At 58.9% G+C, this 20200-nt stretch carries 18 protein-coding genes, 1 tRNA gene and 1 pseudogene; 15 read left to right on the forward strand and 5 right to left on the reverse strand.

The window, feature by feature from the left end; all coding sequences use genetic code 11:
• The first annotated feature begins 69 nt into the window (after nucleotides 1–69).
• Both AD668_RS16735 and AD668_RS16740 read left to right on the forward strand, forming a co-directional pair.
• The gene (locus AD668_RS16735; RefSeq protein ID WP_053160672.1) at nucleotides 70–705 is read left to right on the forward strand and encodes a hypothetical protein; all 636 of its coding nucleotides are present in this window, start codon (nucleotides 70–72) and stop codon (nucleotides 703–705) included.
• Between the two features lie 252 nt (nucleotides 706–957).
• Nucleotides 958–2463 (forward strand): YdgA family protein, encoded by a 1506-nt coding sequence (locus AD668_RS16740; RefSeq protein WP_053160673.1) that lies wholly within the window; start codon nucleotides 958–960, stop codon nucleotides 2461–2463.
• Nucleotides 2464–2640: 177 nt separating this feature from the next.
• Here AD668_RS16740 and AD668_RS16745 read toward each other — a convergent pair.
• A pseudogene (locus tag AD668_RS16745) lies at nucleotides 2641–2973 on the reverse strand (Rieske 2Fe-2S domain-containing protein); the annotation flags it as partial.
• A gap of 139 nt (nucleotides 2974–3112) precedes the next feature.
• On the opposite strand from AD668_RS16745, the gene AD668_RS16750 reads away from it, so the two are divergent.
• Nucleotides 3113–3676, forward strand: coding sequence for a YbhB/YbcL family Raf kinase inhibitor-like protein (locus AD668_RS16750; protein WP_053160675.1), 564 nt, complete (start codon nucleotides 3113–3115; stop codon nucleotides 3674–3676).
• A 35-nt stretch (nucleotides 3677–3711) separates the two neighbouring features.
• Nucleotides 3712–3981: a hypothetical protein gene (locus AD668_RS16755; RefSeq protein ID WP_256220697.1), complete on the forward strand. Its 270-nt coding sequence runs from the start codon at nucleotides 3712–3714 to the stop codon at nucleotides 3979–3981.
• An 80-nt stretch (nucleotides 3982–4061) separates the two neighbouring features.
• On the opposite strand, the gene AD668_RS16760 is transcribed toward AD668_RS16755, so the two are convergent.
• Nucleotides 4062–4138 (reverse strand) — tRNA-Arg (locus tag AD668_RS16760).
• Between the two features lie 349 nt (nucleotides 4139–4487).
• Here AD668_RS16760 and gabD point away from each other — a divergent pair.
• The 3 genes from gabD to AD668_RS16775 all read left to right on the forward strand — a co-directional run bounded on the left by gabD (nucleotide 4488) and on the right by AD668_RS16775 (nucleotide 8749).
• A complete protein-coding gene (gene gabD / locus AD668_RS16765; RefSeq protein ID WP_053160676.1) occupies nucleotides 4488–5930 on the forward strand; it encodes an NADP-dependent succinate-semialdehyde dehydrogenase in 1443 nt (480 codons plus the stop codon).
• Between the two features lie 184 nt (nucleotides 5931–6114).
• Nucleotides 6115–7392, forward strand: a complete 1278-nt coding sequence (gabT, locus tag AD668_RS16770; protein WP_053160677.1) for a 4-aminobutyrate--2-oxoglutarate transaminase — start codon at nucleotides 6115–6117, stop codon at nucleotides 7390–7392.
• Between the two features lie 136 nt (nucleotides 7393–7528).
• A complete protein-coding gene (locus tag AD668_RS16775; RefSeq protein WP_053160678.1) occupies nucleotides 7529–8749 on the forward strand; it encodes a response regulator in 1221 nt (406 codons plus the stop codon).
• 112 nt (nucleotides 8750–8861) lie between these two features.
• Here AD668_RS16775 and desA read toward each other — a convergent pair whose 3' ends face one another.
• The gene (desA, locus tag AD668_RS16780) at nucleotides 8862–10046 is read right to left on the reverse strand and encodes a delta-9 fatty acid desaturase DesA (protein WP_053160679.1); all 1185 of its coding nucleotides are present in this window, start codon (nucleotides 10044–10046) and stop codon (nucleotides 8862–8864) included.
• A gap of 147 nt (nucleotides 10047–10193) precedes the next feature.
• Here desA and dibA point away from each other — a divergent pair, with 147 nt between their 5' ends.
• The 6 genes from dibA to AD668_RS16810 all read left to right on the forward strand — a co-directional run bounded on the left by dibA (nucleotide 10194) and on the right by AD668_RS16810 (nucleotide 16425).
• The gene (gene dibA / locus AD668_RS16785; RefSeq protein ID WP_053160680.1) at nucleotides 10194–12113 is read left to right on the forward strand and encodes a phosphodiesterase DibA; all 1920 of its coding nucleotides are present in this window, start codon (nucleotides 10194–10196) and stop codon (nucleotides 12111–12113) included.
• A gap of 278 nt (nucleotides 12114–12391) precedes the next feature.
• Nucleotides 12392–12574: a sulfur starvation response protein OscA gene (oscA, locus tag AD668_RS16790; RefSeq protein WP_016965985.1), complete on the forward strand. Its 183-nt coding sequence runs from the start codon at nucleotides 12392–12394 to the stop codon at nucleotides 12572–12574.
• Nucleotides 12575–12647: 73 nt separating this feature from the next.
• Nucleotides 12648–13661, forward strand: coding sequence for a sulfate ABC transporter substrate-binding protein (locus AD668_RS16795; RefSeq protein WP_053160681.1), 1014 nt, complete (start codon nucleotides 12648–12650; stop codon nucleotides 13659–13661).
• A 69-nt stretch (nucleotides 13662–13730) separates the two neighbouring features.
• Nucleotides 13731–14549, forward strand: a complete 819-nt coding sequence (gene cysT / locus AD668_RS16800; protein ID WP_053160682.1) for a sulfate ABC transporter permease subunit CysT — start codon at nucleotides 13731–13733, stop codon at nucleotides 14547–14549.
• A 13-nt stretch (nucleotides 14550–14562) separates the two neighbouring features.
• Entirely contained in the window at nucleotides 14563–15432 is an 870-nt protein-coding gene (gene cysW / locus AD668_RS16805) for a sulfate ABC transporter permease subunit CysW (RefSeq protein WP_053160683.1), read from the forward strand.
• Nucleotides 15433–15435: 3 nt separating this feature from the next.
• Nucleotides 15436–16425 (forward strand): sulfate/molybdate ABC transporter ATP-binding protein, encoded by a 990-nt coding sequence (locus AD668_RS16810; protein WP_053160684.1) that lies wholly within the window; start codon nucleotides 15436–15438, stop codon nucleotides 16423–16425.
• A gap of 106 nt (nucleotides 16426–16531) precedes the next feature.
• Here AD668_RS16810 and AD668_RS16815 read toward each other — a convergent pair whose 3' ends face one another.
• Complete coding sequence (locus AD668_RS16815; RefSeq protein WP_053160685.1) at nucleotides 16532–17056, reverse strand: DUF962 domain-containing protein; 525 nt, start codon at nucleotides 17054–17056, stop codon at nucleotides 16532–16534.
• An 83-nt stretch (nucleotides 17057–17139) separates the two neighbouring features.
• Here AD668_RS16815 and AD668_RS16820 point away from each other — a divergent pair, with 83 nt between their 5' ends.
• Nucleotides 17140–17826 (forward strand): Crp/Fnr family transcriptional regulator, encoded by a 687-nt coding sequence (locus AD668_RS16820; protein WP_053160686.1) that lies wholly within the window; start codon nucleotides 17140–17142, stop codon nucleotides 17824–17826.
• Between the two features lie 139 nt (nucleotides 17827–17965).
• On the opposite strand, the gene AD668_RS16825 is transcribed toward AD668_RS16820, so the two are convergent.
• Nucleotides 17966–18970 (reverse strand): AraC family transcriptional regulator, encoded by a 1005-nt coding sequence (locus AD668_RS16825; protein WP_053160687.1) that lies wholly within the window; start codon nucleotides 18968–18970, stop codon nucleotides 17966–17968.
• A gap of 100 nt (nucleotides 18971–19070) precedes the next feature.
• On the opposite strand from AD668_RS16825, the gene AD668_RS16830 reads away from it, so the two are divergent.
• On the forward strand, nucleotides 19071–20144 hold the full coding sequence (locus AD668_RS16830; RefSeq protein WP_053160688.1) for a fatty acid desaturase: 1074 nt from the start codon (nucleotides 19071–19073) through the stop codon (nucleotides 20142–20144).
• The last annotated feature ends 56 nt before the right edge of the window (nucleotides 20145–20200 follow it).

Consider the following 20200-nt stretch of genomic DNA (forward strand, 5'->3'; position numbering starts at 1 on the left):
TGGAAGGGCGCCCCGTGCAAAGCGCCCTTGCTTCACACAAGGCTCGCGCAGGTCATGGGGAAACCAATAATGAAAAACCCTTATGCTCTCGGCTTCTGGTGCGCCGTCGTGGCGCTGGTGCTGCTCTCGGCCACGTATTTCTACGGCATCATGCTGGCCCAGCAGATTGACAAGGCGCTGGCGTTCCTCGACAGCGCCGTCGCACTGATTGCCGTAATGTCCGTCGCAGTGGTGGCCTGGGCATCCGTCCAGACGCAACGCATTAAAAAAAGACAACTCGAACAAGGCAAGACTCTGGTGTTGATCTGGGACACCAAGGTTGCGCTGCGCCGTGTCGAAACGGTATTCGATCGCTATTTCTGGGGCAGCTACTGGCAGCCGGGGCGCACGTTTCAGGAAGTCATGGGTGAACTGACTGGCACACCGCTGGAAAAAAGCCTCGAAACCCTGAAAAAGCAGTGCCTTGAACTGGACAAACAAATCGACGACGACGGCCGACACTGGCTCAGTAACGCCCGGGAACTGGCCGATGTCGCCACGGCCATGGCTCGTGAGCGCTATCAACTGGATTTCTGCGACCCGCGCGGCGAAGTGACGGGTGGGGCGGTGATCAATCGCGATTTCGAGGTGCTGGTTTATACCTGGACCGCGCGGCTGAAATCTTTCGATCATCAACTCGATGAGATCGAAGTCCAATACTCCTGATCGCATCAAGATCGCAGCCTTCGGCAGCTCCTACATGAAATGACGAAAATTCCGTAGGAGCTGCCGAAGGCTGCGATCTTTCCTGACCCTACGTTCCCCCCAAATTCCAAGACACTCTTTAACCTTTAATCATTGGGTCGCCCAGCGCGCCTGGTGCTAATCTGCATTCCACTTTTTGCGCAGTCGAGCCGCAACCCGTCTAGGGTTCAGGGAAGACGACATTTTCAACAACGGACATTGAACGGGTCATACATGAATAAATCAGCAGGCGTGCTTCTGGGAATTGTTGTTGCCATTGGCGCCATCAGCGCAGGCGGAGCCTGGTTCACCGGCACCAAAATCGAAGGTGTGTTGAACACCTCCATTGGCGATGCCAACAAGGAACTGCAAGCGGCCATGGTTGGGTCCAACGGCACTGCGTCGCTGGAGCTGGTCTCGCTGGAACGTCATGTATTCAGCAGTACCGCGCACTACCGAGTGAAGGGCGAAGGTGAAATGTTCGGCGAAGCGCCGATCGAGTTGCTGTTCGTCGATCATATCGAGCACGGCCCGCTGCCGTTCTCGCGATTGATATCGCTGAAATGGCTGCCAGTCATGGCGACCAGTCACTACGAACTGGAAAAAACCCCGCTGACCGAGAAGTGGTTCGCCGCCGCCAAAGACAAATCGCCGCTGACCGGTGTGGTCAATATCGGTTACGACAATTCCACCAACGGCACTCTCGAATTGCAGCCGCTGGAAATGGCGCTGGATGACAAATCGAGCATGAAGTTCTCCGGCCTGAATATGGATGTCTCAGCCAGTGCCCAAGCAAAGAAGGTCAAGGCTGACGGCTACATGGACAGCCTGAAAGTGATCACCGTTTCCGAAGATCAGGCGCCGGTGCAGGTCGAGTTGAACGGCCTGACTTTGGCCAGCAACCTGACCAAAAGCACCTACGGGTTCTATAGCGGCGAGAACGTCCTGGAACTGGCCAGCGGCAAGTCGACGTTTGGCGTAAAACAGTCAGTGCTGGACTTCAAGAAATTCGAAATGAAAAACCACACCGAAGAATCGGGGACCAGCGCTTCCGGGCGGGCCGATTACAAGGTGGCCGAAGTCTCCCTGAACGGTAAGACCATCGGTTCTGCGGCATTGGCGATGAGCCTGAAGAACCTCGACATCCCGGCAACCATGTCGTTGATGCAGGTTTACCAGACCAGGCTGCAGCCGTACGAACGAGCGGCTGCGGAAGCGACAGCGGCCGGGTTGCCGGCACCGGAACTGAAGCTGAGCGAGGCTGAAGAGGCGCTGCTCAAATCCAGCCTGGAAAAACTCCTCGCGGCCGGTCCACAGGTTGCCCTGGAAAACCTGTCGATCAATACCGCCAACGGTGAAAGCCGCGCCAGCCTCGTGCTTGATTTGACCAAACCTCAAGCCATTGATCTGCCGACAGAGCAGTTGGTCAGGCAGTTGATCGCGCTGCTGGATTTCAATCTGAAAGTATCCAAGCCGATGCTGGTAGATGTGCTCACTGTGCAATCGCAAATCGACGGCCAGACCGACGCAAAGCTGATTGCCGATCAGGCGACTGCCACGGCGGACATGTTCAGCGGCATGGCGGTGGGTTCGCAATTGGCGAAACTGGACGGTAATGACATCGTCACCAAGCTGCATTACGCCAACAACCAGGTGGATTTCAACGGCCAGAAAATGACCGTTGAAGAGTTCGCCAGCTTCCTGATGAGCAAGTTCGCGGGTGCTGGGCAAATCCAGTAAAAACCGCACCTGCTCTAGGGAAGGTCTCGAATCAGCCGCCACGCCTCATCCAGCGATAGCGGCTGTTTCATCCTTTCGGCGAGCATCGCCAGCGCCTGGTCCTGCTCACAGGCAATCGCCGCGGTCACCACGCCATCCTTTCCAGGCAGGCCAATGAAGGGCGGGTTGAAGGGGTCGCAACACCGTACGGTCGTAACCAGCGCGCGCTTCCCGATCGATCAGGAACATCCGGCCTGCGAAGCCTTTCTCCCGCAACGCAGCGGCGCCCGCGGGTGGCTCACAGAGTCCCCCATCCTCGATCCGAAACCGGGCCTTGTGCCACGGACAGGCCAAGCGCCCATCGCAAACTGCGCCTTCGGCCAACGGCGCCCCGGCATGCGGACATTCACCCTGATAGGCACGCAATTGGTCACCTGCCCGTAGCAGAAGGATTTTCCTGTCTCCCACCTGTACTTCCAGGCCACGGTTTTCGGGCACATCGGCGAAGTTTGCAACGCGATACAGAGTCATGATCGCTCTCCAAACAAACCTTTCCATTATGAGTTTGGCGCAGATTGCGAGGTTCATCCAAAAGCCACTGCCACGGCGCGAACGGTCCGGCTATAGTTTGCACGCCGACCACGGCCCCACACGCACAAGGTGCTCCGGTATGACCCGATTGTCCTCTTTGAACCCTTGGCTCGCGGCCGTGGCAGTCGCCTTTTGCGTGCAATTTCCGGCCAATGCCGCTCAAGAGCGATTCACCCTGAACATACCGGGTGTCTCGGATGACCGTTTGTTCACCTCGGCCGCCGCCAGCGATGCGCCGGGCTGCGGCGGGCATAACGTTTCCCCGGCGCTGAGCTGGAACCCCGGCCCCGCAGGCACCCTTAGCTATGCCATCGTCATGCACGACCCTGACGGTCAGAAAGGCCAGGGCGTCGATCACTGGGTGCATTACGGCATCAAGGCAGGCACTCACCAGATTGCCTCCGGCGTCGGTGCCAAATCAGCGCTTGAAGGCGTGGGCGGCACCAACAGCAAAGGCACCACCGGTTACATCGGCCCTTGCCCGCCAGTCGGCGACAGCGCCCACCACTACATTATCCAGCTCTACGCCCTGGACCTGGCCCCGGACGCCTTGCCTGCCGGCCTGACCCGCGCGCAATTTCTGGAAAAAATCAAAGGCCACGTGCTGAAAAACAGCAGCGTGGTGCGCCGTTACCACCGCTGAAGAATATTCAGAACGATCTGACCCCGCTCGGCGATTTGGCATTGCAGCCCGAAAACGCGCACTATCGGGCCATAGCCGATGCGTTGGAGGATGCCGTGGCAAAAAAAATCGACCGCATCGCCCAAATGCTCAACTGCCCGCAAAAGGGTGAAGAACTGCGGCGAGCCATTACCGAGAGTCGCAAGGATTTTCTGCTGAATCAGCCGGAAGAAGATGTTGTTGAAGACGACGACCTGGAAGAGGAAGTCTTTGAGGACGACGAAGACGATGGTGATTACGACGAGTTTGACTGGACGACGGAATGAAAAAACCGCTTCGGCGGTTTTTTTGTGGGCCACAAAAAAGCCCCAGACCCATAGGCCTGAGGCTTTCTCGTTACAGCGTATGGTGCACCAGGCGGGATTCGAACCCACGACCCCTGCCTTCGGAGGGCAGTACTCTATCCAGCTGAGCTACTGGTGCGATGCGGGCGCCATGATACTCATATGCGCTGCGGGCGTCCATGCTGCTGAATCGCCTGCGTTTTTCGATGCTGGCGCAGGCGTTTGCTACGCTGATCAGAAAAATGAGGCTAAAACGACGTTTTCGTTCTTTTTTTCGAACAGCCTATTGTCCTTTACCCCCTTTGATCCTAGGATTCGTTTGAGATTTCAAACGCTCTTGTCTGGGTGCTGAACCGCACGAGTTGAATCAGTGCGCTATTTATGTGCTTCAGCCCGGTGAATGATTTCCCTGACGGCAGCCTATTGAGGCGCCTTTCTACAATCATAATTCGCTCCGTATTGTTACGGTGCTGTTAAGGAAAGCCGACATGCAGCTTAAAGACACCCAGTTGTTCCGCCAGCAAGCCTTCATCGATGGCGCGTGGGTCGATGCGGACAACGGTCAGACGATCAAGGTCAACAACCCTGCAACGGGCGAAATTCTGGGCACCGTACCGAAAATGGGCGCTGCCGAAACCCGCCGTGCAATCGAAGCCGCTGACAAAGCGCTGCCGGCCTGGCGTGCACTGACCGCCAAGGATCGCGCGAACAAGCTGCGTCGCTGGTTCGAACTGATCATCGAGAATCAGGACGACCTGGCTCGCCTGATGACCATGGAACAAGGCAAGCCATTGGCCGAAGCCAAGGGCGAAATCGTCTATGCCGCTTCCTTCATTGAATGGTTCGCCGAAGAAGCCAAGCGCATCTACGGTGACGTGATTCCGGGCCACCAGCCAGACAAGCGCCTGATCGTGATCAAGCAGCCAATCGGCGTGACCGCTGCCATCACCCCGTGGAACTTCCCGGCTGCAATGATCACCCGTAAAGCCGGTCCGGCCCTGGCCGCCGGTTGCACCATGGTGCTCAAGCCTGCTTCGCAAACTCCTTTCTCCGCCTTCGCCCTGGCCGAACTGGCCCAGCGTGCCGGCATCCCGGCTGGCGTGTTCAGCGTGGTTTCCGGCAGCGCCGGCGACATCGGCAGCGAGCTGACCAGCAATCCGATCGTGCGCAAGCTGTCCTTTACCGGTTCGACCGAAATCGGTCGTCAGCTGATGTCGGAATGCGCCAAGGACATCAAGAAAGTGTCCCTGGAACTGGGTGGCAACGCGCCGTTCATCGTGTTCGACGATGCGGATCTGGATAAGGCCGTCGAAGGCGCGATCATTTCCAAATATCGCAACAACGGTCAGACCTGCGTCTGCGCCAACCGCCTGTATATTCAGGATTCGGTCTACGACGCATTCGCCGAGAAGCTGAAAGTGGCTGTGGCCAAACTCAAGATCGGCAACGGTCTGGAAGACGGCACCACCACCGGTCCGCTGATCGATGAAAAAGCTGTGGCCAAGGTGCAAGAGCATATCGCTGACGCCGTCTCCAAAGGCGCCACCGTGCTGTCCGGCGGCAAGTCCATCGAAGGCAACTTCTTCGAGCCGACCATCCTGACCAACGTGCCGAACAATGCGGCGGTGGCCAAGGAAGAAACTTTCGGTCCGCTGGCTCCACTGTTCCGCTTCAAAGACGAAGCCGATGTGATCGCGATGTCCAACGACACCGAATTCGGTCTGGCCTCGTACTTCTATGCCCGCGACCTGGGTCGTGTGTTCCGTGTGGCTGAAGCCCTGGAATACGGCATGGTTGGCGTCAACACCGGGCTGATCTCCAACGAAGTCGCGCCGTTCGGCGGCATCAAGGCTTCGGGCCTGGGCCGTGAAGGCTCCAAGTACGGCATCGAAGATTACCTGGAAATCAAATACCTCTGCCTGGGCATCTAAGCTCGGCAAGGCATTGCTTCAAGCGCAAAGGGCACGAGAGCGCTGACCCTTTGCGCCGCTTCAAACGGAATTTTATCTGCGGCCGGGAACGCTGTGGCAGTCGATCATCGCATGCTGCCGCCGTTGACTCCCCGCCGCATTTTCCTTGAACCACGCCGCCCGATGAGCGGCGAATGAGGACTTTATGAGCAAGACTAACGCTTCTTTGATGGCCCGCCGTACCGCTGCTGTTCCACGTGGTGTTGGCCAGATTCACCCGATCTTCGCCGAGTCCGCCAAGAACGCGACCGTGACCGACGTTGAAGGTCGTGAGTTCATCGACTTCGCCGGCGGTATCGCTGTGCTGAACACTGGCCACGTGCACCCGAAAATCATCGCCGCCGTGACCGAGCAGCTGAACAAGCTGACCCACACCTGCTTCCAGGTGCTGGCTTACGAGCCGTACGTTGAAGTGTGCGAAAAAATCAACGCCAAGGTCCCAGGTGATTTCGAGAAGAAAACCCTGCTGGTCACCACCGGTTCCGAAGCCGTAGAAAACGCCGTGAAAATCGCCCGTGCCGCCACTGGCCGTGCCGGCGTGATCGCGTTCACCGGCGCTTACCACGGTCGCACCATGATGACTCTGGGTCTGACCGGTAAAGTCGTGCCTTACTCGGCCGGCATGGGTCTGATGCCAGGCGGCGTGTTCCGGGCGCTGTACCCGAACGAACTGCACGGTGTGAGCATCGACGATTCGATCGCGTCCATCGAGCGCGTCTTCAAGAACGATGCAGAGCCACGTGACATCGCTGCAATCATCATCGAGCCAGTTCAGGGCGAAGGTGGTTTCTACGTCGCGCCTAAAGAATTCATGAAGCGTCTGCGTGCACTGTGCGACCAGCACGGCATCCTGCTGATCGCCGACGAAGTACAGACGGGCGCTGGCCGTACCGGTACTTTCTTCGCCATGGAACAGATGGGCGTTGCTGCCGACCTGACCACCTTCGCCAAATCCATCGCTGGCGGCTTCCCGCTGGCCGGTGTGTGCGGTAAGGCCGAATACATGGACGCCATCGCTCCAGGCGGCCTGGGCGGCACTTATGCCGGTAGCCCAATCGCTTGCGCCGCGGCCCTGGCCGTGATGGAAGTGTTCGAAGAAGAGCACCTGCTGGACCGCTGCAAGGCTGTCGGCGAGCGTCTGGTGACTGGCCTGAAGGCCATCCAGGCTAAATACCCGGTGATCGGTGAAGTCCGTGCCCTGGGCGCGATGATCGCAGTCGAACTGTTCGAAAACGGCGACAGCCACAAGCCGAACGCTGCCGCTGTGGCATCGGTTGTGGCCAAGGCGCGCGACAAGGGTCTGATCCTGCTGTCCTGCGGCACCTACGGCAACGTTCTGCGTGTGCTGGTACCGCTGACTTCGCCGGACGAGCAGCTGGATAAAGGTCTGGCGATCATTGAAGAGTGCTTCTCTGAGCTCTGATCACCAAGTGTGACCCGGTTCACAAAAAACCCGCTTCGGCGGGTTTTTTTACGCTCCTTGAAACCCCTCATGCGCATTAACACTGTATCGAAGGGCCTGCATTGGCTAAGGTTCCTGCATTGCCAGGGAGAGCTGTATGACAACGGTTATTTTACCCGCCGTTCCACGCGTATTGATTGCCGAGGCTGACCCTTGGTCCCGGGATCTGCTCAAGGAAGTGCTGTTGAGCGTTCGTTGCGATGCACGGCTGGATTTGTGCGGTGACGGTCAGCAAGCCTTGGCACTGTTGGCGGCCAATCCGTATGACCTGGTGATCGCCGACTGGGAGCTGCCGGGTGTCGATGGCCTGAATGTCCTGCGCAGTGTTCGTCAGCGCAAACGCAATCCTCCGTTGCCGTTCATGCTGATGAGTAGTCGCAACGATAGCGCCAGTGTGCGTGAAGCCCTGCCGCTGGCGCCGGCCGCGTACCTGACCAAACCCCTGAATATGGAAAGCCTGACCCATCGGTTGCAGGGGTTACTGCTCAATGCTGGCGAAGAAGTCTCCTGTGAAGTGCCGGCTCTCGCACCGGGGATGACCTTGCCTGTGTTTCTAGAGCGACGCCGTGAGCTGGCTGAAGGTGCGCCTCTGATGACGGACGTGCAGGTAGCGGTGAAGCGCAGCCTCCACCCCGGCGGCCTCGATCTGAAAGTGCTGGAAGACGAAATTCGTACCGATCCGCAGGTCACGGCTGTGTTGATTGCTGCTGCCAATAGTGCGGCCCAGCATCATGGCGCAGCGGTGCAAACCTTGTCCCAGGCGCTACATCGCTTGGGCACCGGGCAAAGCATGAACCTGATCCTCGGGCTGGCGCTCAAGCGAAGCGCACGGCTTAGCGATCCCTGTCTGGCGGACTACGCCGAGCGTTACTGGGAGCTGTCGTTACACACGGCCGAATTTGCGCGGACCCTGGCGCGCTTGCTCGATCTGGATCAGGAGCGCTGCTACTGCGCCGGCATGCTGCACCGTCTTGGCGATCTGGCGTTGCTTCGTTGTTTGCAGGAATGGAAACAGGCCGGTGGTGAGTTGGATGAGCTGGAGGAAGTGGGCGAGTCGCTGACCAGATTCGGCGCGGCCTATGGCTCGGCGCTGCGCACGCGCTGGCGGTTGCCGCTGGAGTTGCGCGAGCTGATTGCAGCGGCCTATCAGCTCGGTGGCGGGGTTTATTCTCGAGAAGCGCTGGTGATGAACATGGCGGCGCAGATGGCGCGTCTGACAGAGCATGAGGGCATTGAGGAACTGGCGAAGAGCCGGACGGCGCGGTTGCTCAAGATCGGTTTGCCGGAACTGATGCGCCTGCGCAAAAGACAGTCCTGAAGCAAACCTCCTGTAGCAGCGGGCTTGCCAGCGAAACAGGCGTGTCAGTCGATACTGATTTCGACTGACACGCCCGTTTCGCGAGCAGGCTCGCTCCTACAGGTTTTTTGGCTCAGGCCGCAGCAGGGCGCAGGGAGTAGGTCTTCAACTGATCGGCGAAGTCGCGCAGGGATTGAATCCCGCTGGCTTCTGCCTCATGGATCCAGTCCTTGATGGCGGCCAGCATGTCGTGACCATTTGAGCTGGTCTTGACCCAGATCTGCTGCAAGGCCAAGCGTTTCTCGTAAATTACCTTTAATGCCTGGCTGTGCTCGAGCATGTTCTGAATGCGCACGTGGTGTTTGTCATCCAGCAAGCTGGTTTCTCGCGAAAGCAGGCGTTTGGCGCGGTGGAACTGGTGGCGGACCGAGTGATCGACCTTCTCCAGTTCTTGCTTGACCAGCGGGCCGATCACCAATTTGCGGTACTGGGCCATGATCTGAAAGCGGTTGTTGAGGATCGCCATCGCGGTGTCCATGTCCAGATTGCCCTTGCCTTCGACACGGTGGGCGATCGGCGCAACCCGCTGAACCTTGGCCAGGCGCAGGAAGCTGAACACTTGAATCCAGGCCCAGCCCAGATCGAATTCCCACTTTTTCACCGACAGTTTTGCCGAGTTAGGGTAGGTGTGATGGTTGTTATGCAGTTCTTCACCGCCGATCAGGATGCCCCACGGCACCAGGTTGGTCGCCGCATCGCGGCATTCGAAGTTGCGATAGCCGATGGCATGGCCCAGGCCATTGACCACGCCAGCGGCCCAGACCGGAATCCACATCATCTGGATGGCCCAGATGGTGATGCCGATGGTGCCGAACAGCAGCAGGTCGATAGCGCCCATAATGGCAATGCCCAGCAGCGGGAAGCGACTGTAGAGGTTGCGCTCGATCCAGTCCTCGGGGCAGTTCTTGCCGTAGATGCGCAGGGTCTCGGGGTTTTCCGCTTCGGCGCGGTACAGCTCGGCGCCTTTGCGCAGTACCGTGGACAAGCCCTTGATGACCGGGCTGTGCGGATCATCGACGGTTTCGCATTTGGCGTGATGCTTGCGGTGGATGGCCGTCCACTCGCGGGTGTTCTGCGCCGTGGTCAGCCACAGCCAGAAACGGAAAAAGTGCTTCAGGCCGGCATTCAACTCAAGCGAGCGATGGGCTGAGTAACGATGCAGATAAACCGTGACGGCAATGATCGTGACGTGGGTCATCAGCAAGGTGACTGCCACCAGCGACCAGGGCGACAAGCCAAGAAAACCTTCGTACCACATAGGCTATAGGGCCCTCGATAAATAAAAAAACAGCCGTTGCATTATCACTAAGCTCACACAGAAAACCAGTCGGCCTTTCAGATAAGAGTGCCTGGATGTGTCTTTAAACTACAATGCCCACCTTTTTGCAGGGACATGGATCGCCTGATGTCTGCTACCTATCGCGATGCCTTGCGGGCAGCGCTGCTTTACCTCTTGTTTTCGGTTGTCTGGCTGGTGATTGGCGACTGGTTATTGAGCAGTTTCTTCGATAGTTCCGACGAGCGACTGCGCTGGCAACTGATCAACGGTTATGTTTTGGTGCTGTTGAGTGCCGGGTTGATCTTTATCGCTCGAGCTCGACTGTTTCACTGTCTGGGGATCGGCGCGAGGTTGCGTGAGCGTAAAGCCGATCGTGAGCGTCTGCGCCAGGCCGCTGCGGTGTTCGATTGCACCTGTGAAGGGGTGCTGGTTACCAACACCGAGGGCCTGATCGTCCACGTGAATCGCGCATTCATGGACATCACCGGTTATCAGCGCGAGGACGTACTCAATAAAAGGCCCAGTCTGTTCAAATCGGGGCGGCATCCGCCCGATTTCTATCAGGCAATGTTTTCCACACTCGACAGCCTCGGGGAGTGGAGCGGGGAAATCTGGAACCGGCGCAAAAGCGGGGAGATTTACCCGCAATGGCAGACGATTCGTTTGATTCACGACGACGACGGTCGCCCCAGCCATTATGTGGCGGTTTTTTCCGACATCAGTGCGATCAAGAAGTCCGAACACGAATTGATGCACCTGGCGCACCACGACCCACTGACCGACTTGCCGAACCGCCTGCTGTTCACCGATCGTGCCGAACAGGCCCTGGCCTCGGCGCAGATCAACAAGCGCGGCTGCGCATTGCTGATGGTCGATCTGGATCATTTCAAGATGATCAACGACAGCCTGGGGCACACCATCGGCGATCAGTTGCTCAAGGCGGTCGCCGAGCGGCTGAGCGCCATGTTTGGGCCAGGGGTCACCCTGGCGCGGCTGGGAGGTGATGAGTTCGCCGTGCTGGCCGAAAGTTGTCCGCAATTGGTGCAGGCCGCCGCATTGGCTCAGCGGATCATCGATGGCCTCAAGGAGCCGTTCTCTATCGACGGTCATCAGCTGTTTATCAACACCAGCATTGGCATCAGTCTGTTCCCCAGCGATGCGCAGGGTGCCGAACAATTGCTGCGCAACGCCGATTCGGCCTTGTTCAAGGCCAAGAACGCCGGTCGCAACGGCTACGCCCTGTACACCGAAGAGCTGACGGCTCACGCCCAGCATCGTGTCGAGATTGCCTTCGAGCTGCGCCGTGCGCTCGACCAGCAAGAGTTGCGGGTGTACTACCAGCCGGTTCACGACCTCAAGACCAGTCGCCTTGTCGGGGTCGAGGCGCTGGTGCGCTGGCAGCACCCGCAGCGGGGGCTGGTGTCTCCAGCTGAATTCATCCCGGTTGCCGAGCGAACCGGATTGATCGCCGAAATCGATGCCTGGGTCATGGGGCAGGCGTGTCGTCAGATGTGTCTGTGGCAGCTGGACGGGGTGGCGTTGTCGTTTGTGGCGGTCAACGTTTCTTCGCGCTTGTTCGCTCGTCGTGAGCTGTATCAGCAGGTGGCGCAGGTGTTGCGCGAAACCGGGCTGGAACCCTCATATCTGGAACTGGAAGTCACTGAAAGCGCCGTGATGGAGGACCCGGAGGTCGCGCTGGAGCAGATGCATCGACTGCGCGAATTGGGTGTGCGCCTGGCCATCGACGATTTCGGTACTGGTTATTCGTCGCTGTTGCGGCTCAAGCGCTTACCGGTGCAAAAGCTGAAAATCGACCAAGGCTTCGTGGCCGGATTGCCATGGGATGAGGATGACGCGGCCATTGCGCGGATCATCATCGCCCTCGCCCAGAGTATGGGCATGCAGGTGCATGCGGAGGGGATCGAGCAGGTCGAGCAGGCAGCTTTCTTGCTCGAACACGATTGCGATCTGGGGCAGGGTTACTGGTTTGGGCGGCCAGTGCCAGCCGTGCAGTTGGATTGGGCTCGGGCTCCCGAGATTCGCTGAGCAATCCCTGTAGGGGCTGGCTTGCCAGCGATAGCGGCCTTGAATGCGAATGCAAGGTTTGATGGCCGCATCGCCGGCAAGCCGCCTTCTACAGGTTTTGGGTATGGCTGAAAGCGGGCGATTGGCCTCAAGCCCTTGTCCCTTCAGTTAATCTCTTCTGGTTATATAAACATTCTTAAATAGTCTTTTTAAGAATATCCGCGCCTCTCTACTATTGGTTTCACGCCGCAAGCAGTGCCGCCACTGCCAGGCAACCTCTCAGTTGAAGGAGCAGCCCCATGAGCGCATCCCTGCGTAGTGTCGACGGTCAAGACGAAGCCACCATCCTGCGTGAAATCCAGAGTGCCCTGCGCGACCTGCGCTTTGGCGCCGTGGAAATCACCGTGCACAACGCCCAGGTGGTGCAGATCGAGCGCAAAGAAAAATTCCGTTTGCAGCAGCCGGGCCACAAACCGGGGTGAGGCAGATCAGGCATCGCGGTTCCAGATATCCATAAAAAAAGCCATCACCAACAGAATTCCAGGAGCTTTCACCATGTCGTCGATTCGCCATTTCGCCTTGGCCGCCCTGGCCAGCGCCCTTTTTGCCGGTTCCGCAGTTGCCAAGGACTACGAACTGCTCAACGTGTCGTATGACCCGACCCGTGAGCTGTATCAGGAGTACAACGCCGAGTTCATCAAGTCCTGGCAGAAGGATCACGCTGGTGACACCGTGAAGATCCAGCAATCGCACGGCGGTTCGGGCAAGCAGGGTCGGGCGGTGATCGACGGCCTGCGCGCCGACGTGGTGACCCTGGCCTTGGCGGGTGACATCGACGAAATCGCCAAACTCGGTAAAACGTTGCCGGCGGATTGGCAGAAACGCTTGCCCGAAGCGAGCACGCCGTACACCTCGACCATCGTCTTCCTGGTGCGCAAGGGCAATCCTAAAGGCATCAAGGACTGGGGGGATCTGGTCAAGAATGATGTGTCGGTGATCACGCCAAACCCGAAAACCTCCGGCGGTGCTCGCTGGAACTTCCTCGCGGCATGGGCCTACGGCCTGAAAGCCAATGGTGGTGACGAAGCCAAGGCCAAGGCGTATGTGCAAACTCTGTTCAAACACGTGCCAGTGCTGGACACCGGCGCGCGCGGTTCGACCATCACCTTCGTCAACAACGGTCAGGGTGACGTGTTGCTGGCCTGGGAAAACGAAGCGTTCCTGGCTTTGAAAGAGGATGGCGGTGCCGACAAATTCGACATCGTCGTGCCTTCGCTGTCGATCCTCGCCGAGCCGCCAGTGGCATTGGTGGACAAAAACGCCGAGAAAAAAGGCAACACCGAGATCGCCGAGGCGTACCTCAAACACCTGTACAGCCCGGCCGGCCAGGAAATCGCGGCGAAAAACTTCTATCGTCCACGCGACAAGGATGTCGCTGCCAAGTACGCCCAGCAGTTCCCGAAACTGGAGCTGGTGAGCATCGACAAAGACTTCGGCGGGTGGAAAACCGCGCAGCCGAAATTCTTTAATGACGGTGGCGTATTCGACCAGATCTATCAGGCACAGTAATCTTAAATAGCCATCAACGAGCCTCGAATTTCGATTCGAGGCTTTGTGCGTTCTCAACCAAGGACTTTTATGTCGCGTCGTATCTCCCCCGTCATACCCGGCTTCGGGCTGACGCTGGGCTACACCTTGGTGTACCTCAGCCTGATTGTGCTCATACCACTGGCGGCGATGTTCGTGCATGCCGCTCAACTCACCTGGGATCAGTTCTGGGCAATCATTTCGGCACCACGGGTGCTGGCAGCATTGAAACTGAGCTTCGGCACCGCGCTCTATGCCGCGATCATCAACGGCATCATCGGAACACTGCTGGCCTGGGTATTAGTGCGCTATACCTTCCCTGGACGAAAAGTTATCGATGCAATGATCGACTTGCCGTTCGCATTGCCCACGGCGGTGGCCGGTATTGCACTGACGGCGTTGTATACCCCTACCGGCCTGGTCGGTCAGTTTGCAGCGGATCTGGGTTTCAAGATCGCCTACACCCCTCTGGGCATCACCCTTGCCCTCACTTTCGTGACACTTCCATTCGTGGTACGTACCGTACAGCCAGTATTGGCCGATATTCCTCGTGAAGTGGAAGAAGCGGCGGCGTGCCTGGGTGCGAAGCCGTTGCAGGTTTTCCGCCATATCCTGGTTCCGGCGCTGCTTCCGGCGTGGCTGACAGGGTTCGCCCTGGCCTTTGCCCGCGGGGTCGGCGAGTACGGTTCGGTGATTTTCATCGCCGGCAATATGCCGATGAAAACCGAGATCCTGCCGCTGCTGATCATGGTCAAACTCGACCAATACGATTACACCGGCGCTACCTCCATTGGTGTACTGATGCTGGTGGTTTCCTTCATTCTGCTGCTGCTGATCAACTTGCTGCAGCGTCGCATCGAAACCCCATAAGGAGGCGGCACCCATGTCCCAATCGTCTATTGCTGCCGCTTCCTCGAACGCTGCCCGTCGTGGCAGTGCGACGTCGCGGCGAATCCTGATCGGTCTTGGCTGGCTGATTTTTGCGCTTTTCCTGTTGCTGCCCCTGTTCATCGTGGTGTCCCAAGGCTTGAAGCTCGGCCTCGGTGCGTTCTTCTCCGCGATTTTTGAGCCGGACGCGCTGTCGGCACTGAAACTCACGGTGATTGCCGTGCTGATTTCGGTGCCGCTGAACCTGGTGTTCGGTGTCAGCGCTGCGTGGTGCGTGAGCAAGTACTCGTTCCGCGGCAAGAGCATGCTGGTAACACTGATCGACTTGCCGTTCTCGGTGTCACCGGTGATTGCCGGTCTGGTCTACGTGCTGATGTTCGGCGCACAGGGTTTATTCGGCCCCTGGTTGCAGGACCACGACATCCAGATCGTCTTCGCTTTGCCGGGCATCGTGTTGGCGACGATCTTCGTCACCGTACCGTTCGTGGCGCGGGAGCTGATCCCGCTGATGCAGGAACAAGGCACCCAGGAAGAGGAGGCCGCACGCTTGCTCGGCGCCAATGGCTGGCAGATGTTCTGGCACGTCACCGTCCCCAACATCAAATGGGGCCTGATCTACGGCGTGGTGCTGTGTACCGCGCGGGCGATGGGTGAGTTCGGTGCAGTGTCGGTGGTTTCCGGGCACATTCGCGGGGTGACCAACACCTTGCCGCTGCACGTCGAGATCCTCTACAACGAATACAACCACGTGGCCGCGTTCGCCGTGGCGAGCCTGTTGCTGATCCTGGCGCTCTTCATCCTGCTGCTCAAGCAGTGGAGCGAAAACCGTATTAACCGCCTGCGCGCCAGCGCCGCGGAGGAATAATTCATGTCGATCGAAGTGCGTAACGTCAGCAAGAATTTCAACGCGTTCAAGGCGCTGGACAACATCAGTCTGGACATTCAGAGCGGCGAGCTTGTCGCGTTGCTCGGTCCGTCGGGCTGCGGCAAAACCACGCTGCTGCGGATCATCGCCGGCCTGGAGACTCCAGACCAGGGCAACATCGTGTTCCACGGCGAAGACGTCTCCGGCCACGACGTGCGTGATCGCAACGTCGGTTTCGTGTTCCAGCACTACGCCCTGTTCCGCCACATGACGGTGTTCGACAACGTCGCGTTCGGCCTGCGCATGAAACCGAAAAACCAGCGCCCGAGCGAAAGCCAGATCGCCACCAAAGTCCACGAGCTGTTGAACATGGTGCAGTTGGACTGGCTGTCGGACCGCTACCCGGAACAACTCTCCGGTGGTCAGCGTCAGCGGATTGCCCTGGCCCGTGCTTTGGCCGTAGAGCCAAAAGTGCTGTTGCTCGACGAGCCGTTTGGCGCCCTCGACGCCAAGGTCCGCAAAGAGCTGCGCCGCTGGTTGGCGCGCTTGCACGAGGACATCAACCTGACGTCGGTGTTTGTGACCCACGACCAGGAAGAAGCCATGGAAGTGGCCGACCGCATCGTGGTGATGAACAAGGGTGTGATCGAGCAGATCGGTTCACCGGGCGACGTCTACGAAAATCCGGCGAGCGATTTCGTTTACCACTTCCTCGGCGACTCCAATCGCCTGCACCTGGGGGGCGATAATCACGTGCTGTTCCGTCCGCATGAAGTGTCGTTGTCACGGCATGAACTAGAGGATCACCACGCGGCCGAAGTGCGCGATATTCGTCCGCTGGGCGCGACGACGCGGGTGACGCTGAAGGTCGAAGGGCAGAATGACCTGATCGAAGCCGAAGTGGTCAAGGATCACGACAGCCTGGTGGGTTTGGCGAAGGGCGAGACATTGTTCTTCAAGCCGAAGGTCTGGCAGAAAGTCGCCAACATCTGACTCTGGTCGAAGGAAACCCTGTAGGAGCTGGCTTGCCAGCGATCAATGACAACGCGGTGTGTTAGATGCACCGCTATCGCCGGCAAGCCGGCTCCTACAGATCCGTTCAGGCCGCCGTTTTTTTGCGATTGACCCGAACACCGCCTGCCCGCGCCTCGATCTGCTCTTTGAGCTCATGCCGCATCCCCAGCATGAACGCCAGCTCCGCCACCACGAACAACGGCCCGACAATCAACCCGGTCACGTCATCGACAAATGCCGGTTTGCGCCCTTCGTAGTGATGGCCGACAAACTGGATCGCCCAACCGATGACGAACATCGCCACGCCGCTGCTCAACCAGACCAGCGTGCTTTGCTGTGCCAGCAAATGACCTGCCCACACGGACAGCCCGAGCAACACCGTCATCAGCACCCCAAGACGCAACTCCAGACGCAGGTAAAACCACGCTGACGCCAACGACACGAGCACGGCTGGCGAAATCCACACGCCACCCAGTGACCACTCCGGCCGGGACAACAACACCGCGACAGCCACCACGATCAGCGGGATGCCGATAAAGTGCGAGGCGATGTTGCGCGGGTCACGGTGGTAGGCGGCGTATTGACTGAGGTGGTCGACGAGGTTTTTCATTATTGTTCTCCTGTAGGGTGACTGATCATGCCCCGTGGCCACTTCCCGCTCTGTCAGCCAGGCGACAATCTCTAGGAGTTTTCATGGATATGCAGGTCTGGCGTCCACGCCTGATGAGCGGTCAGTGGTTCAGCCATTTGCCTGACTCCCTACAGGATAGTCTGCTGTCGGTGGCCAGGCTTCGGCGCTTGTCACCGGGCCAGCGGCTGTTCAAACGCGGCGATCCACCCTGCGGCCTGTACGCGGTGCTGGAAGGCGCAGTGCGCGTGGGTGCCGTGAGCGAGCAGGGCAAAGAGGCGTTGCTGAGCCTGGTGGAGCCGCCGCACTGGTTCGGCGAAATCTGCCTGTTCGACGGTCAGCCCCGCACCCACGATGCGTACGGCGTGGGCCAGTGCACGCTGCTGCACATCCCCCAAAACACGTTGCTGGCGCTGCTTGATGAGCATCCGCAGCACTGGCGCCAACTGGCGTTGCTGATGAGCCAGAAATTGCGCATGACCTTCATCAACCTCGAACAACTGAGCCTGTTGCCGGCCCCGGCACGGCTGGCGCACCGCTTGCTGATGATCGCCGAAGGCTATGGCGAGACCGCCCCACCGCGCCGCGTCCTGCAACTGCCCCAGGAGCAGCTTGCCGCCATGTTGTCGCTGTCACGCCAGACCACCAATCAGATCCTCAAGGAGTTGCAGGGCCAGGGGATCATCGGGCTGAGTTACGGTGAAATCGAAATCCTCGATGCCGAGCGATTGCGGGTGTTGGCCACAATCTGAAATTCGACACATATCCCTTGAAGGAGCGAGCCTGCTCGCGATGACGGTGTGTCAGTCTCCAGGTATATAGACTGACAGTCCGCTATCGCGAGCAGGCTCGCTCTTACAGTTGATCTGGGTGAATCATCATCCGGATCAATCAGCGCAACCCATCCCGAAACTGACCCGGTGTCATCCCCGTCCAACGCTTGAATGCGCGGCTGAAACTGCTGGTGTCGGCAAACCCGAGCAGATAACTGATCTCGCTCAGCGATACCTGCGGGTCGCGCAGGTGCAGCAGCGCGAGGTTTTCGCGGCTTTCGTTGAGCAACGTATCGAATCGGCATCCTTCGTCGGCGAGGTGCCGTTGCAGGCTGCGCAGGCTCAGGTGCAGGGCTTTGGCGATGTGTTCGGCGCTGGGCTCGCCTTCGGGCAGTTGTTCTTCAATGGCGTCGCGGACCTTGCGTTCCCACGTCAGCGGCTTGAGTTGCGCCAGAGTGCGCTTGAGTACGGTTTCGTTGTGCTCGGCCAGTTCGGGATTTGCGTCATCGAGGTGGCTTTCGAAGTCGGCGAAGGCGAATTCCAGTCGATCTTCGTCGGCGCCGAAATGCACCGGAGATCGGAAAACCTTGTGCCATTGTTGGGCGTCTGGCGGCTCCGGGCGGCGCAGATACGTCGCCAGTGGCGCGTAGTCACGCCCGAGGCGATTGCGGCAAGTGCGCACGTAAATCGCCATGAACGCATCGATGGCTTCGAAGGCCGGAGGCGGATTGCCGACCGGTATTTTCAAGCTGAAATGGTAGCAATCCTCGGCACGGGTCAGCTCCAGCTCCAGGGCATCGCTGACCACCTGGTGATAGCGCACGATCCGCTCGAACACCTCCCGCAGGCTGCCGCTGGCTACCAGCGCATAACCCAACGCATGAAAGGTGGTGGGGCTGACAAAGCGGGAAACGCGCAATCCAATCGCCGGATCGCCGCTGACCTGCACTGCCAACTCCCACAGGCGCGTGGTACCGGACAACGGGTAACGTGCGTTCGGGTCGTCCATCAACTGCGGGTCGAGCCCTGATTGCCGGCACAGGCTGGTGCTGTCGAGGCCAAGCGCGTCGAGTTGCTTGCGCAAGGCACGGGTCCAGCTGGCGAGGGAGGTCGGTTCAGTCATGCTGATTGGCGCTTCCGGTCAACAGGTTGGCGTTCTCGGCTACCGCGTTGCGAGGCTTCGCAAGGCAGGATGCAACCATCAATAACCAGAGGATGGAAGCATGGACGGTACTTCTGCAAGTCCCCAGCGACTGAATGCAGCCCAACGATCAGCACATATTCGCGAAGTGGTGCTGGCCAGAGGCGTCGAACTGCGCCAGCGTTACCCGATTCTCAAGCATCAGGACGCGCTCGGCGCGGGCATTCTGGCCTTCGCGCTGACCGGCATGATCGGTTCGGCGGCGCTCTACATCACCGGGCACATGGCCTGGTGGGCGTGCCTGTTGCTGAACGCGTTTTTTGCGTCGTTGACCCATGAACTGGAGCACGACCTGATTCACAGTATGTACTTTCGCAAACAGAAGGTGCCGCACAACCTGATGATGGGGCTGGTGTGGCTGGCGCGCCCGAGCACGATCAATCCTTGGGTTCGCCGTCATCTGCACCTTAATCACCACAAGGTTTCCGGCACGGAAACCGACATGGAAGAGCGGGCGATCACCAACGGCGAGCCTTGGGGAATCGCCCGTTTGTTGATGGTCGGCGACAACATGATGTCGTCGTTCATCCGCATGCTTCGCGCAAAAACATGGGCGCAAAAGTACAGCATCATCTACCGCACGTTGAAGGTCTACGCGCCGCTGGCGCTGGTGCATTGGGGCGCGTGGTACGTTTTTCTCGGCTTCCACGCCGCGAACGGCATCGCGCATCTGATGGGCGCGCCAATCGAATGGTCGGCGACCACGCTGTCAGTCATGCAGGTGATCGACATCGCGGCAGTGGTGATCATCGGCCCGAACGTGTTGCGCACGTTCTGCCTGCACTTCATCAGCTCGAACATGCACTACTACGGTGATATCGAGTCGGGCAACGTGATGCAGCAGTGCCAAGTGCTTAATGCCCCATGGCTGTGGCCGTTGCAGGCGTTCTGCTTCAACTTCGGCAGCAGCCATGGTATCCATCACTTTGTGGTGAAGGAGCCGTTCTACATCCGCCAGATGACGGTGCCGGTGGCGCACAAGGTGATGCGCGAAATGGGTGTGCGATTTAATGATTTCGGGACGTTTGCGCGGGCCAACCGGTTTGAGCGCAAGGAAGAAGTACAGGGGCAGACTGTGGAGAGTGCGCGCGCTTGATGGCCTCATCGCTGGCAAGCCAGCTCCTACAGGGTTTATCGGTGTGAATGCGATCG

The organism is Pseudomonas sp. P1.8 (genome assembly GCF_001269805.1).
Lineage (GTDB): Bacteria > Pseudomonadota > Gammaproteobacteria > Pseudomonadales > Pseudomonadaceae > Aquipseudomonas.